This is a genomic window from Streptomyces sp. NPDC031365 (genome assembly GCF_055569765.1).
The window spans coordinates 53,751-68,148 of record NZ_JBVIIM010000013.1 but is presented as its reverse complement, the minus strand read 5'-3'; the positions used below and the strand labels follow the sequence as shown (position 1 = coordinate 68,148).

10 protein-coding genes and 1 pseudogene are annotated in these 14,398 nt (G+C 70.5%); 10 read left to right on the top strand and 1 reads right to left on the bottom strand.

What is annotated here, in order from left to right; translation table 11 throughout:
* Positions 1-66 precede the first annotated feature (66 nt).
* The 3 genes and pseudogenes from ilvC to ACZ5C2_RS20415 all read left to right on the top strand — a co-directional run.
* Positions 67-1,065 (top strand): ketol-acid reductoisomerase, encoded by a 999-nt coding sequence (gene ilvC / locus ACZ5C2_RS20425; RefSeq protein ID WP_468792907.1) that lies wholly within the window; start codon positions 67-69, stop codon positions 1,063-1,065.
* A gap of 303 nt (positions 1,066-1,368) precedes the next feature.
* Entirely contained in the window at positions 1,369-2,958 is a 1,590-nt protein-coding gene (gene serA / locus ACZ5C2_RS20420) for a phosphoglycerate dehydrogenase (protein WP_468792904.1), read from the top strand.
* 215 nt (positions 2,959-3,173) lie between these two features.
* A pseudogene (locus ACZ5C2_RS20415) lies at positions 3,174-3,488 on the top strand (TetR/AcrR family transcriptional regulator); the annotation flags it as partial.
* Here the strand turns inward: ACZ5C2_RS20415 and ACZ5C2_RS20410 are convergent.
* Positions 3,433-4,743 (bottom strand): helix-turn-helix domain-containing protein, encoded by a 1,311-nt coding sequence (locus ACZ5C2_RS20410; protein ID WP_468792902.1) that lies wholly within the window; start codon positions 4,741-4,743, stop codon positions 3,433-3,435. The pseudogene ACZ5C2_RS20415 and the gene ACZ5C2_RS20410 overlap by 56 nt on opposite strands.
* A 137-nt stretch (positions 4,744-4,880) precedes the next feature.
* Between ACZ5C2_RS20410 and ACZ5C2_RS20405 the strand changes: the two genes are divergently transcribed.
* The 7 genes from ACZ5C2_RS20405 to ACZ5C2_RS20375 all read left to right on the top strand — a co-directional run bounded on the left by ACZ5C2_RS20405 (position 4,881) and on the right by ACZ5C2_RS20375 (position 14,097).
* Complete coding sequence (locus ACZ5C2_RS20405) at positions 4,881-5,807, top strand: proline dehydrogenase family protein (protein ID WP_468792899.1); 927 nt, start codon at positions 4,881-4,883, stop codon at positions 5,805-5,807.
* Between the two features lie 173 nt (positions 5,808-5,980).
* Positions 5,981-7,621: an L-glutamate gamma-semialdehyde dehydrogenase gene (pruA, locus tag ACZ5C2_RS20400; protein WP_468792897.1), complete on the top strand. Its 1,641-nt coding sequence runs from the start codon at positions 5,981-5,983 to the stop codon at positions 7,619-7,621.
* Between the two features lie 382 nt (positions 7,622-8,003).
* The gene (locus tag ACZ5C2_RS20395) at positions 8,004-8,135 is read left to right on the top strand and encodes a hypothetical protein (RefSeq protein WP_106982032.1); all 132 of its coding nucleotides are present in this window, start codon (positions 8,004-8,006) and stop codon (positions 8,133-8,135) included.
* Positions 8,136-8,202: 67 nt separating this feature from the next.
* Positions 8,203-9,246, top strand: a complete 1,044-nt coding sequence (locus ACZ5C2_RS20390) for a 3-isopropylmalate dehydrogenase (RefSeq protein ID WP_468792894.1) — start codon at positions 8,203-8,205, stop codon at positions 9,244-9,246.
* 251 nt (positions 9,247-9,497) lie between these two features.
* Entirely contained in the window at positions 9,498-10,586 is a 1,089-nt protein-coding gene (locus tag ACZ5C2_RS20385; RefSeq protein WP_468792892.1) for a branched-chain amino acid aminotransferase, read from the top strand.
* Positions 10,587-11,011: 425 nt separating this feature from the next.
* A complete protein-coding gene (gene cimA / locus ACZ5C2_RS20380; RefSeq protein WP_468792889.1) occupies positions 11,012-12,616 on the top strand; it encodes a citramalate synthase in 1,605 nt (534 codons plus the stop codon).
* 128 nt (positions 12,617-12,744) lie between these two features.
* A complete protein-coding gene (locus ACZ5C2_RS20375) occupies positions 12,745-14,097 on the top strand; it encodes a hypothetical protein (RefSeq protein ID WP_468792886.1) in 1,353 nt (450 codons plus the stop codon).
* Positions 14,098-14,398 lie beyond the last annotated feature (301 nt).

The window sequence follows — 14,398 nt, the reverse complement described above, 5'->3', positions numbered from 1 at the left end:
AAACGTCCCCTCCCCCAACCGTCATACGGTGGGACGCAACACCTGCACTCAAGGAGAGAACCCAAAGTGGCCGAGCTGTTCTACGACGCCGACGCCGACCTGTCCATCATCCAGGGCCGCAAGGTCGCGGTCATCGGTTACGGCAGCCAGGGCCACGCCCACGCCCTGTCGCTGCGCGACTCCGGCGTCGACGTGCGCGTCGGCCTGCACGAGGGCTCGGGGTCCAAGGCCAAGGCCGAGGAGCAGGGCCTGCGCGTGGTGGGCCCGGCCGAGGCCGCCGCCGAGGCCGACGTCATCATGATCCTCGTTCCGGACCCGATCCAGGCCCAGGTCTACGAGGAGCACATCAAGGACAACCTGAAGGACGGCGACGCCCTGTTCTTCGGCCACGGCCTGAACATCCGCTACGGCTTCATCAAGCCCCCGGCCGGCGTGGACGTCTGCATGGTCGCCCCCAAGGGCCCGGGCCACCTGGTGCGCCGTCAGTACGAGGAGGGCCGCGGCGTTCCCTGCATCGCGGCCGTCGAGCAGGACGCCACGGGCAACGCCTTCGCGCTGGCCCTGTCGTACGCCAAGGGCATCGGGGGCACCCGGGCCGGAGTCATCAAGACCACCTTCACCGAGGAGACCGAGACCGACCTGTTCGGCGAGCAGGCCGTCCTCTGCGGTGGCACGGCGGCGCTGGTCAAGGCGGGCTTCGAGACGCTGACCGAGGCCGGCTACCAGCCGGAGATCGCCTACTTCGAGTGCCTGCACGAGCTGAAGCTGATCGTGGACCTCATGTACGAGGGCGGCCTGGAGAAGATGCGCTGGTCGATCTCCGAGACCGCCGAGTGGGGCGACTACGTCACCGGCCCGCGCATCATCACCGACGCCACCAAGGCCGAGATGAAGAAGGTCCTCGCCGAGATCCAGGACGGCACGTTCGCGAGGCAGTGGATGGACGAGTACCACGGCGGTCTGAAGAAGTACAACGAGTACAAGAAGCAGGACTCCGAGCACCTGCTGGAGACCACCGGCAAGGAGCTGCGCAAGCTCATGAGCTGGGTCGACGAGGAGGCGTAAGCGGATGCGCTCCGCGACGGTGCCGCCGGTTCCGGGCGCCGTCGCGGGGCTTGCCCCGGACCCCGCTCCTCGAAACTCCCCCTACCCTTGTAGGCGTGGGGACCGCCAGGGGGCCGGTTCTGCCTACCGCCACTTCCGGGTGATCATTCCGCAGAGGCGCAGGACGACTCGCCAGGCGCCACTAGACTGCTGTTCAACAAACGCGTCAGGCCCACAGCGTCGTGCGTCTTCCACGCGGCTAGCACTTCTTCACCGCCTGCGGCCGTCGGGACGGCCGTCCGCATTGGACTTGTGAGGACTAACGTGAGCTCGAAACCCGTCGTACTCATCGCTGAAGAGCTGTCGCCCGCCACCGTCGACGCCCTCGGGCCGGACTTCGAGATCCGCCAGTGCAACGGCGCGGACCGCGCCGAGCTGCTGCCGGCCATCGCCGAGGTGGACGCGATCCTGATCCGCTCGGCCACCAAGGTCGACGCCGAGGCGATCGCCGCCGCGAACAGGCTCAAGGTCGTCGCCCGTGCCGGCGTCGGCCTCGACAACGTCGACGTCTCCGCCGCCACCAAGGCCGGCGTGATGGTCGTCAACGCCCCCACCTCCAACATCGTGACCGCCGCCGAACTCGCCTGCGGTCTGATCGTCGCCACCGCGCGCAACATCCCGCAGGCCAACGCCGCCCTCAAGAACGGCGAGTGGAAGCGCAGCAAGTACACGGGCGTCGAGCTGGCCGAGAAGACCCTCGGTGTCGTGGGTCTGGGCCGCATCGGTGCGCTCGTCGCGCAGCGCATGTCCGCCTTCGGCATGAAGGTCGTCGCCTACGACCCCTACGTACAGCCCGCGCGTGCCGCGCAGATGGGCGTGAAGGTGCTGTCCCTCGACGAGCTGCTCGAGGTCTCCGACTTCATCACCGTCCACCTGCCCAAGACCCCCGAGACCCTCGGTCTGATCGGCGACGAGGCGCTGCGCAAGGTCAAGCCGAGCGTGCGCGTCATCAACGCCGCGCGCGGCGGCATCGTCGACGAGGAGGCGCTGTACGCGGCGCTCAAGGAGGGCCGCGTCGCCGGCGCCGGTCTCGACGTGTACGCCAAGGAGCCGTGCACCGACTCCCCGCTGTTCGAGTTCGACCAGGTCGTCTGCACGCCGCACCTGGGTGCCTCCACCGACGAGGCCCAGGAGAAGGCCGGTATCGCCGTCGCCCGCTCGGTGCGCCTCGCGCTCGCCGGTGAGCTGGTCCCGGACGCGGTGAACGTGCAGGGCGGGGTCATCGCCGAGGACGTCAAGCCGGGCCTGCCGCTCGCCGAGCGCCTCGGTCGGATCTTCACCGCGCTCGCCGGTGAGGTCGCGGTCCGCCTCGACGTCGAGGTGTACGGCGAGATCACCCAGCACGATGTGAAGGTGCTGGAGCTGTCGGCGCTCAAGGGCGTCTTCGAGGACGTCGTCGACGAGACGGTGTCCTATGTCAACGCCCCGCTGTTCGCGCAGGAGCGCGGCGTCGAGGTCCGGCTGACCACCAGTTCGGAGTCGGCCGACCACCGCAATGTCGTCACCGTGCGCGGAACCCTCTCCGACGGCGAGGAGATCTCGGTCTCCGGCACGCTGGCCGGCCCCAAGCACGTCCAGAAGATCGTCGCGGTCGGCGAGTACGACGTGGATCTCGCGCTCGCCGACCACATGGTCGTCCTGCGCTACGAGGACCGTCCGGGCGTCGTCGGCGCCGTGGGCCGCGTCCTGGGCGAGGCGGGCATCAACATCGCCGGCATGCAGGTCGCCCGCGCGACGGTCGGCGGCGAGGCGCTCGCCGTGCTCACGGTCGACGACACCGTGTCCACCGCGGTGCTGGGTGAGCTGTCGGCGGAGATCGGGGCGACCTCCGCCCGCTCCGTCAACCTGGTCTGAGAGTGCCGGGGGCTCTGCCCCCGGACCCCCGTTCGCCCTGAACGGGCTCGTCCTCACACGCCGGACGGGCTGAGTGTGTCAGCCTGTTCGGCGTTTTCCGTGGGTGCCTCCGGAGGCACCCCCATGCGCCGCAGGCCCGCGGCCGCCAGCCCTGCCGCCCCGAGGAGGAGCACCGCACCCTGCGGCGGCCGATGCGGTCGCCCAGAGCGCCCATCGTGAAGGAGCCCGGCTCGGCGTGGCGGCTCAGTATGGAGGCTCTGGCCCTCGGGGACCGGCTGCCCGAGGTGCGCGACCACCTGGCGGCGGCACAGCGTGAGGCCGGACGCGGTCTGGTCCCGCTGCTGATGGGAGGCCGGGACGAGGACGTGTCCGACGAGACCGTGGACACCCTCGGCATGTTCTACGTGACCCTGATGACGGGCCTCATCGCCCAGTGGAGCTTCGATCCGAAGTCGGCGCCCGACGGCGAGCAGCTCACCGTCGGCCTCCGCCGGGCGATCGAGGCAGCCGCCGCAGACGGTGCGCCTTGAGCGCCATGTGCAGCAGCAGACGGTCCTCGCCGTCGTCCAGGTCCAGACCCGTGAGCTGCTCGATCCGCGACAGGCGGTAGTAGAGCGTCTGGCGGTGGATGCCCAGTTCGGCGGCCGCGCGGCCCGCCTGGCCGGCGCAGTCCAGGTAGATCTCGGCGGTGCGGGCCAGTTCGGTCTGGGAGGGGGAGAGCAGCGGGCGGACGGCGGGGTCGTGGGCGGCCCCGGGGGACAGCGCGGTCAGCAGACGGAAGGGACCGATCGACGCCCACTGGGCGACCGGCCCCAGCCGGGGTTCGGCCAGCGCCGCCCGTGCCGAGGCCGACGCCTCCGCCCACGCCGAGCCCAGCTCGGCGAGACCCGCGCGGGGCGCGGCGATCCCGGCGGCCGGCGCAGGGCCGCCCCGGCCGCCTGGACCACTGTCCCGATCTCGCGCCTGCTCCAGCAGCCTGGACGCCGCCGTCATCGCCGGGGTCGGTACGTCCGTCGAGCGCAGCCGGATCAGGAGGGCCAGGGACAGGCCCTCCTCCACCGGCTCAGGGGCGTGCGAGGTACTCCCATCACCCCACGGCAGGGTGCACAGCGCCGTCGCCCCCGGCACCGTACGGACCGACGGGGCGTCGTCCGGGTCGGTGGAGGGCCAGGGGGCGACACAGACCACGGTGTGCGGGCCGTCGGCGCGGTTGCCCAGGGCGGTACGCAGCTCGGCGACGGCCATCTCCCGCTGCCAGTCCCGCTCGGCGGTCAGCACCGCCCGCAGTTCGCGCGTGAGATCGGCGCCGTGCTGCGCCTCGTCCGCGAGCAGCGCCCCGATCCGCGCCGTCACCCGCATGGCCGCGTCCAACTGCTGCCGGGACGGTCCCGGGTCGTAGTCGAGCAGCCAGACATAACCGAGGACGACACCCCGGTGGCGTACCGGCAGACAGATGCGCCCCCGGTGCACGCCCGCCTCCGGGGTGCGGGGGATGCGGACCGGACCGGTCGCCCGCGTGATGCCGAAGCCCTCGAACCAGGCGCGGACCGCGGCCGTCGAACGGCGGGTCAGGATCGAGCGGGTGCGCACCGGGTCCAGCGCGGACGGATCCAGATCGCCCTCGCTGTCGTACGCCCCGAAGACGATCAGCTCGAAGTCTCGGTTCTCCAGGGTCGCCGGAGCGCCGAGCAGCTCCGACATCTCGTCCACCAGCTCCTGGTAGTCATCCCTGTATTCCGACGTCACCCGGGCATTCTGCCGCAAAACCCGGCACCCTTCATACATCTGTCTGAGATCTGCCGCACGGATGCGTGACAGCTGTCGATGGCCCACGATCGGGGTCATCCTTAGGTTTCACGGTGGTTCTCCGTGCCGTTCCCGAAAGGTCGGGCGACGGCCTCATGCAGCTGTGGAGGTGCCCCGTGCTGGGTCCCGTGATTCTTGCCGCGTCGCGCAGCGACCGGATGCGACGCCTGATCTCGGCGGCCCCGGTGACCAAGCAGGTCGTCGACCGTTTCATCCCCGGTGAGAGCGTCGGCGAGGTCCTGCCGATCATCCAGGAGCTCACCGGCAGCGGCCTGGAACTCACGATGGACGTCGTCGGCGAGGACATCACCACCCCCGAACAGGCCGCCGCCGCGCGGGACGCGTACCTGGAACTGGTCGACCGCCTCGAGCCGCTGGAGCTCGGCGGCCGCGTCGAGATGTCGGTGAAGCTGTCGATGTTCGGGCAGGCGCTTCCCGGCGGTCATGAGCTTGCACTCGCCAACGTCCGTCCGGTCGTCGAGGCCGCCGCCGCGATCGGCACCACGGTCACGCTGGACGCGGAGGACCACACCACCCTCGACTCGATGTTCGCCATCCACGAGGAGCTGCGCAAAGACGTGCCGGGGACCGGCTGCGTCGTCCAGGCCTACCTCTTCCGCACCGAGGAGGACGCGCGCCGCCTCGCCGCGGCCGGCAGTCGCGTACGGTTGGTGAAGGGCGCCTACAAGGAGCCCGCCGAGGTCGCCCACCAGCAGAGGCACGCGATCGACAAGGCGTACGTGCGCATCCTGCGGACGCTGATGGAGGGCGAGGGCTACCCGATGATCGGGTCCCACGACCCGCGCCTGATCTCCATCGCCCAGGAGCTGGCCCGCACCGCCGGGCGAAAGCCCGACGAGTACGAGTTCCAGATGCTCTACGGCATCCGCGGCGACGAGCACCTGCGACTGGCCGCCGAGGGCCACCGCATGCGCGTCTACACGGCCTACGGCACCGACTGGTACGGCTACTTCATGCGCCGTCTGGCGGAGAGGCCCGCGAATCTGGGCTTCTTCCTGCGAAGTGTGATGAGTCATGACTGAGACGAGGCGGCTGTGCCGCAGCTGCGGCCCCGGCCGGCGGTCCGGGGAACGCCCCCGGGCAGGCGCAGCACGCGCCGTCCGGCCAAGACACCGGTCGGCCTCAGGTTCTCCGCCCGCAGCATGATCACCAAGGGCCGACACCACACCGCTCACGACAAGGAGATACGCCACCCATGGACGCTGTGACCCAGGTCCCCACCCCCGTCAACGAGCCGGTGCACGGCTACGCCCCCGGGACGCCCGAGCGTGCCCGGCTGGAGGCCAAGCTCAAGGAGCTGGCCGACAACCCGATCGATCTCCCCTGCACCATCGGCGGCGAGCAGCGGATGGGCGGCGGCGAGCGCTTCGACGTCGTGCAGCCGCACCACCACAAGGCACGCCTGGGCACCTACGCCAACGCCACGCAAGCGGATGCCCAGGACGCCATCGACGCGGCCCTCGCCGCCGCGCCCGGCTGGCGTGCGATGGCCTTCGACGACCGCGCGGCGATCATCCTGCGCGCCGCCGAACTGCTGTCCGGCCCCTGGCGGGAGACCATCGCCGCCTCCACCATGCTGGGCCAGTCCAAGACCGCGCAGCAGGCCGAGATCGACAGCCCCTGTGAGCTGATCGACTTCTGGCGTTTCAACGTCCACTACGCCCGGGGCATCCTCGCCGAGCAGCCGCCGGCCAACTCGCCGGGCGTGTGGAACCGCATGGACCACCGCCCGCTGGAGGGCTTCGTCTACGCGATCACGCCCTTCAACTTCAGCGCGATCGCGGCCAATCTGCCCACTGCCCCGGCGCTGATGGGCAATGTGGTGCTCTGGAAGCCGTCCCCGACGCAGACCCACGCCGCCGTGCTGCTGATGCGGCTGCTGGAGGAGGCGGGTCTGCCCAAGGGCGTGATCAACCTCGTCACGGGTGACGGCATCGAGGTCTCCAAGGTCGCCCTGGAGCACCGGGACCTGGCGGGCATTCACTTCACCGGCTCGACCAAGACCTTCCAGCACCTGTGGAAGACGGTCGGCAACAACATCGAGAAGTACCGCACCTACCCGCGCCTGGTCGGCGAGACCGGCGGCAAGGACTTCCTGGTCGCCCATCCGAGCGCCGACCGCGCCGTGCTCAAGACCGCCCTGACCCGCGGTGCCTTCGAGTACCAGGGCCAGAAGTGCAGCGCCACCTCCCGTGCCTACATCCCGGCGTCCATCTGGAACGACGGCTTCAAGGAGGAGTTCGCCGCCGAGGTCGACTACCTCACCATGGGTGACGTCACCGACTTGTCGAACTTCATCGGCGCCGTCATCGACGAGCGGTCCTTCGCCAAGAACAAGGCCGCGATCGACCGCGCCAAGGAGGACGCGTCCTGCACGATCGTCGCGGGCGGCTCCTACGACGACTCGGTCGGCTACTTCGTCCGCCCGACGGTCGTCGAGTGCTCCGACCCGGAGAACGAGGTGTTCCGCACCGAGTACTTCGGCCCGATCCTCGCCGTGTACGTCTACGACGACAGCTCGGCCGACAAGTACGACGAGATGCTGACCCAGATGGAGGCGGTGTCCGACTACGCCCTCACCGGCTCGGTCATCGCGGGTGACCGGGCGGCGGCGGCGTACACGATGGAGAAGCTGCGCTACGCGGCCGGCAACTTCTACATCAACGACAAGTCGACCGGAGCCGTCGTCGGCCAGCAGCCCTTCGGCGGTGGCCGAGCCTCCGGCACCAACGACAAGGCCGGCGCTCCGCAGAACCTGATGCGCTGGACGCTGACCCGCGCCATCAAGGAGACGCTGGTCGCGCCGACCGACTACACCTACCCGCACATGGGCTGACCTCGCGCGTGCCCGACCGGGGCCAGGCCGTCCTCGACGGCCTGGCCCCGGTGTGTTCAGGGGTGGGCCCGCGGGGAGACGTCCCGCTGGACGGCGCGGGCTTCCGCGGGGACGAAGAGTCCGACGGCGGGGGTCGCCGTAGTCGTGTGCGTACGGATCCGGGGGTGCAGTCTCAGATAGTAGGAAGTCCGAGTAATTGTGCAGACAGATGTGCCGGGCTCCCTTAGCTTTGTAGGAGCCGAACGCCTCGCTCGACCAAGCGAATGGCGGTTGTGAGCAGGCCCCGTGCAGGCAATCCCTGCGGCCGTCGCTCCCCGCCCATCCGGCGTCTCGTAACCCCCTTCTTTCCGTACTCCAGTCATGCCGAAGGAGTCGATGCCCCATGGCCGAGACGACCGTCCGCCGCCGCGTCCGCCACACCTCCCGCACGAGCGAATCCGACCGCAAGAACGCCGCGGCCGCCCTCCAGCGCGCCCTCGACCGCCGGGACAACGGCGGCTCGACCGGCCACTGACACGCGCATGGCGTCCGCATGCCGGACGCCGTATGTCATCCCGTGGGACGAGGAGTAGGGTGCCCGCATGTCTCGCAGCATCAATCTCGCAGTGATCCCCGGTGACGGCATCGGCCAGGAGGTCGTGGCCGAAGGCCTGAAGGTCCTCTCCGCCGTCCTCCCGCAGGATGTGAAGCTGGAGACCAAGGACTACGACTTCGGCGCCCGGCGCTACCACGCCACCGGTGAGACCCTCACCGACGCCGACCTCGACGAGCTGAAGCGGCACGACGCCATCCTGCTCGGCGCCATCGGCGACCCGAGCGTCCCGTCCGGTGTCCTCGAGCGCGGCTTCCTGCTCAAGCTCCGCTTCGCCTTCGACCACCACGTCAACCTGAGGCCGTCGAAGCTCCTCCCGGGCGTCGCCACCCCGCTCGCCGGGCAGCCCGAGATCGACTTCGTCGTGGTCCGCGAGGGCACCGAGGGCCCGTACACGGGCAACGGCGGCACCATCCGCAAGGGCACGCCGCACGAGGTCGCCACCGAGGTCTCCGTCAACACGGCCTTCGGTGTCGAGCGCGTGGTCCGCGACGCCTTCGCCCGCGCCCAGTCACGCCCGCGCAAGAAGCTCACGCTGGTCCACAAGAACAACGTGCTGGCCTTCGCCGGCCATCTGTGGACGAACGTCTTCCACCAGGTGGCCGAGGAGTTCCCCGAGGTCACCACCGACTACATCCACGTCGACGCCGCGACGATCTACCTCGTCACCGACCCGGCCCGCTTCGACGTCATCGTCACCGACAACCTCTTCGGCGACATCATCACCGACCTCGCCGCGGCCGTCTCCGGCGGCATCGGCGTCGCCGCGAGCGGGAACATCAACCCCTCCGGCGCGTACCCGTCCATGTTCGAGCCGGTGCACGGCTCGGCCCCGGACATCGCCGGCCAGGGCAAGGCCGACCCCAGCGCCACGGTCCTGTCCGTAGCCCTCCTCCTGCGCCACCTCGGCCACGACGCCGAGGCCGCCCGCATCGAGGACGCCGTCTCCGCCGACCTCGCGGAGCGCGGTGCCCTGCCCGCCCGCAGCACCTCGGAGATCGGCGACGCCCTCGCCGCGCGAGTAGCCGGCTGACCCGGCGCGCCACCTCGAAAACCTTCGAAGCCGCCGGGTCGCATCCGCGCCCGGCGGCTTCCCCCTGTCCCCGCCGGGTGCCACCATCGACCACCGGGCCGCATTCACCCCGTTTCTTCCGCCGCCGCCCCCGGGCGATAATCGAACGCGGAGCCGCGGAATGAGGGAATGCTCGGACGTCCAAGTACTGGCCACCGGCCGTACGGGCGTGTGCGCGGCCCGTCACTACAACCGGTGAAGGACAACCACTCATGACGACGCCCACGATCGAGCTCAAGCCCTCGGCCCACCCGCTCATGGATGCGGAGCGCGAGGCGATCCTTGCCAGCCCCGGCTTCGGCCGCCACTTCACCGACCACATGGTGACGATCAAGTGGACCGAGGGCCGTGGCTGGCACGACGGTCAGCTCGTCCCGTACGCGCCGATCTCCCTCGACCCGGCGACCACCGTGCTGCACTACGCGCAGGAGATCTTCGAGGGTCTGAAGGCCTACCGTCGGCCCGACGGTTCCGTCGCCACCTTCCGCCCCGAGAAGAACGCCGAGCGCTTCCAGCGTTCCGCCCGCCGTCTCGCCATGCCCGAGCTGCCGGTCGAGACCTTCATCGAGGCGTGCGACGCCCTTGTCACCCAGGACAAGGCATGGGTGCCGGCGCACGGCGGCGAGGAGTCGCTCTACCTGCGCCCGTTCATGATCGCGACTGAGGTCGGGCTGGGTGTGAAGCCCGCCAACGAGTATCTGTTCCTGGTCATCGCCTCCCCGGCCGGCGCCTACTTCCCGGGTGGCGTGAAGCCGGTCTCCATCTGGGTTTCGGAGGACCGCGTCCGCGCCGTCCCCGGCGGCATGGGCGACGCGAAGACCGGCGGCAACTACGCGGCCTCCCTGCTCGCCCAGGCCGAGGCGGCCGCCAAGGGCTGCGACCAGGTCTGCTACCTCGACGCCGTGGAGCACGCGTGGGTCGAGGAACTGGGCGGCATGAACCTCTACTTCGTGTACGGGGACAAGATCATCACCCCCACCCTCACCGGTTCCATCCTGGAGGGCGTCACCCGTGACTCCCTCCTCGCCGTCGCCCGTGACCTCGGCTACGAGGCGGTCGAGGAGCGGGTCTCCGTCGAGCAGTGGCAGCGCGACTCGGAGAACGGCAGCCTCACCGAGGTGTTCGCCTGCGGTACGGCGGCCGTGATCACCCCGGTCGGCACCGTGAAGCGGCACGGCGCGCAGTGGCAGCAGAGCGGGGGCGAGCCCGGTGAGGTCACGCTCCGTCTGCGCCAGGCACTGCTCGACATCCAGCGGGGTACGGCCGAGGACCGGCACGGCTGGATGCACAAGCTGGCGTAGGCGTAGGCGTAGGCGTAGGCGTCGGTGCGGGCAGGTTGTCGAGGACCGCGTCGCCGCCTCCGCGGAGGCGGCCGAGGGAGGCGCCACGGCACTCCGACGGCTTCGACCGACGCCCGCGCCGAACACCCACCGCCCGCATCCTGAGACGGATCGTGAGCACGAGGGCGGCTTGTGTCACACTTCCCCCCGTGCTCTCGTTCGCCACGATTATTGGCAGCAGGCGCGCCGGTCCGCAGTGACCGCACGTACGACACGGTACGGGCGGACACCGTCGTCCTCGACCCGCGCGCAGACCTCTCGCACCCGCGAGAGGTTTTTCTGTTTCCTGGCCCCACCACGGCCGGGGGATGAGCGTGAGGGACCATGGGGGAACGGTGGAACCGGTCATTCCGGTAGACCGAGATCAAATCAGGAGCCTTCAGACCATGACCGCAACCAGCGAGCCCGACGACTCGTTCCACGTCTTCGACACCACCCTGCGTGACGGCGCCCAGCGCGAGGGCATCAACCTCACCGTCGCCGACAAGCTGGCCATCGCACGGCACCTGGACGAGTTCGGTGTGGGCTTCATCGAGGGCGGCTGGCCCGGCGCGAACCCCCGGGACACCGAGTTCTTCGCCCGCGCCCGGCAGGAGATCGAGTTCCGGCACGCGGCGCTGGTCGCCTTCGGCGCCACCCGCCGCGCGGGCACCACAGCGGAGCAGGACCCGCAGGTCAAGGCGCTGCTCGACTCCGGCGCGCAGGTGATCACGCTGGTCGCGAAGTCCCACGACCGCCATGTCGAGCTTGCCCTGCGCACCACCCTCGACGAGAACCTGGCGATGGTCCGCGACACGGTGTCCTTCCTCAAGGGGCAGGGCCGCCGCGTCTTCGTCGACTGCGAACACTTCTTTGACGGCTACCGCGCCAACCCCGAGTACGCGAAGTCGGTCGTCCGCGCCGCCTCCGAGGCCGGCGCCGACGTCGTCGTCCTGTGCGACACCAACGGCGGCATGCTCCCCGCGCAGATCCAGGCCGTGGTCGCCACGGTGCTCGCCGACACCGGTGCCCGGCTCGGCATCCACGCCCAGGACGACACCGGCTGCGCGGTCGCCAACACCCTCGCCGCCGTCGACGCGGGCGCCACCCACGTCCAGTGCACCGCCAACGGCTACGGCGAGCGGGTCGGCAACGCCAACCTGTTCCCGGTCGTGGCGGCCCTGGAGCTGAAGTACGGCAAGAAGGTCCTCCCCGAAGGCCGCCTGCGCGAGATGACCCGCATCTCGCACGCCATCGCCGAGGTCGTCAACCTGACCCCCTCCACCCACCAGCCGTACGTCGGCGTCTCCGCCTTCGCGCACAAGGCGGGCCTGCACGCGTCCGCGATCAAGGTCGACCCCGACCTGTACCAGCACATCGACCCCGAACAGGTCGGTAACACCATGCGCATGCTGGTGTCCGACATGGCCGGCCGTGCCTCGATCGAGCTCAAGGGCAAGGAGCTCGGCATCGACCTCGGCGGCGACCGCGAACTGGTCGGCCGCGTCGTGGGGCGGGTCAAGGAGCGCGAGCTCGAGGGCTACACGTACGAGGCCGCCGACGCCTCCTTCGAGCTGCTGCTCCGCGCGGAGGCCGAGGGCAGGCCGCTGAAGTACTTCGAGGTCGAGTCCTGGCGCGCGATCGTCGAGGACCGCCCCGACGGCAGCCACGCCAACGAGGCCACCGTCAAGCTGTGGGCCAAGAGCGAGCGCATCGTCGCCACCGCGGAGGGCAACGGCCCGGTCAACGCCCTGGACCGTTCCCTGCGGGTCGCCCTGGAGAGGATCTACCCCCAGCTGGCCAAGCTGGAGCTGGTCGACTACAAGGTCCGCATCCTCGAGGGCAAGCACGGCACGCAGTCGACGACCAGGGTACTGATCTCCACCTCCGACGGGGCGGGGGAGTGGTCGACGGTGGGCGTCGCGGAGAACGTCATCGCCGCGTCCTGGCAGGCACTGGAGGACGCGTACACGTACGGGCTGCTGCGGGCCGGTGTGGAACCGGCGGCGTAGGAGCCCTTCATCCGGTCCCGGTCATCCGCCCGGTCATCCGCCCGGTCACCTGGTCCCGGCAGAGGCGTCGCCAAACCTCTGCCGGCCCGGATGTCCGTTTCCGGACCGGTTCGGGTAACTTCGTAGGTATGAGGGTCGCGCTGACGCGTACTTTCGTACGCCTGCTGATCGTGCCGGTGGCCGCCGTTCTGGCGGTCCTGATGGCCGGTGCGCCGGGGGCGCAGGCGGCCACGGACATCTCGGTCATCGCCGAGAAACTCCGCGAGAGCCCCGTCTACGTCGACCCCGAGGCCGAGGACATCCTCGCGCGGTCCGACGCCGAGGCGCTCGCCGACAAGATCGAGGACGCCGACAAACCGGTCTTCGTCGTGGTCCTCCCGGCGGACCAGCCGACCCGGAACCTCTTCGGGAACCTGCGCACGGAGACCGGCATCACCGGTCTGTACGGCGTCCGGCTCGGCGACGAGTTCGACGCGCGCGCCGACAGCAGTGTGCTGAGCCGGCAGGGCGTGCGGAACCTGGTCAGCTCCGTGCAGGGCGCCGGGGACGCCAAGGCCCAGCTGAACGACTTCGTCGACAGTGCCCTGCGCAACACCGGCGGAGGGGCTCCCGGTTCCTGGACCGAGGGGTCCGGCGAGGTCCCGGTCGGCGGGCTGATCACCGTCGGCGCGGTGCTGGCGGCCGGCGGCGCGGGCGTGTACGCCCTGTCCCGCCGAAACCGGCGCCGCCACGAGGACGAGCAGCGGGCCGCGCTGGAGAAGCTGCGGGTGGTGGTCGACGAGGACATCACCGCGTTCGGCGAGGAACTCGACCGCCTCGACTTCCACCCCGGCGAACCCGGCGCGGACGATGCGATGCGCGCGGACTACGAGCACGCGCTGGACGCCTACGAGCAGTCCAAGTCGCACATGGCCGCGGCCCGTAAACCGGAGGACGTCCGGGCCGTCACCCAGGCCGTGGAAGACGGCCGCTTCGCCCTGGCCCGGCTCGACGCCCGCCGCGACGGACGCCCGCTGCCGGAGCGCCGGCCGCCCTGCTTCTTCGACCCGCGGCACGGCCCTTCGGTCGCCGACGCCATCTGGACACCCCCGGGCGGTGCCGAGCGCGAGGTCCCCGTGTGTGCGGCCGACCGCGCCCGCCTGGCCGACGGTGTCGACCCCGCGGTCCGTGAGGTCGACACCGACTACGGACGCCGGCCCTATTACGAGGCGGGCCCCGCCTACGGCCCCTGGGCCGGCGGCTACTTCGGCGGCGGTCTACTGCCCGGCCTGCTCGTCGGCACCATGCTCGGCGGCATGATGGCCGGCCCCGGCTACGCGTCCGACTACGGCGCCGGTTACGGCGACTTCGGCGGCTACGGTGGCGGCGACGTCTCCGGGGCCGACTTCGACTCCGGGGACTTCGGTGGCGACTTCGGTGGCGGAGGCGACTTCGGCGGCGGTGGTTTCGGTGGCGGAGGCGACTTCGGCGGGGGTTTCTGAACTCCCGGTTCCAGGCGGCGGAGGCGGGCTCGGTTCTCGACACGGTGATCCACGCGTCACCGGCCGTCCGGGCGTCCCACCGCCGTACCGCGCGGACGAACGGCGTCCAGCCGATCCCGGCCTGATGCCGGGCTTGTCCGTCGGCGCGGACGCCGGTGGCGAACGCCACGGAAACGCCGAGCGCCCGCCCTTCCCGTCCGGGGAAGGGGGGGGGGGTTAGGGGTGGGGTCGGGTGGAGGGGCGGGGCGGGGGGTCCGGCATTTCGGATCGCCGAAATGTCAGAGATTAGACTTATCTTTTT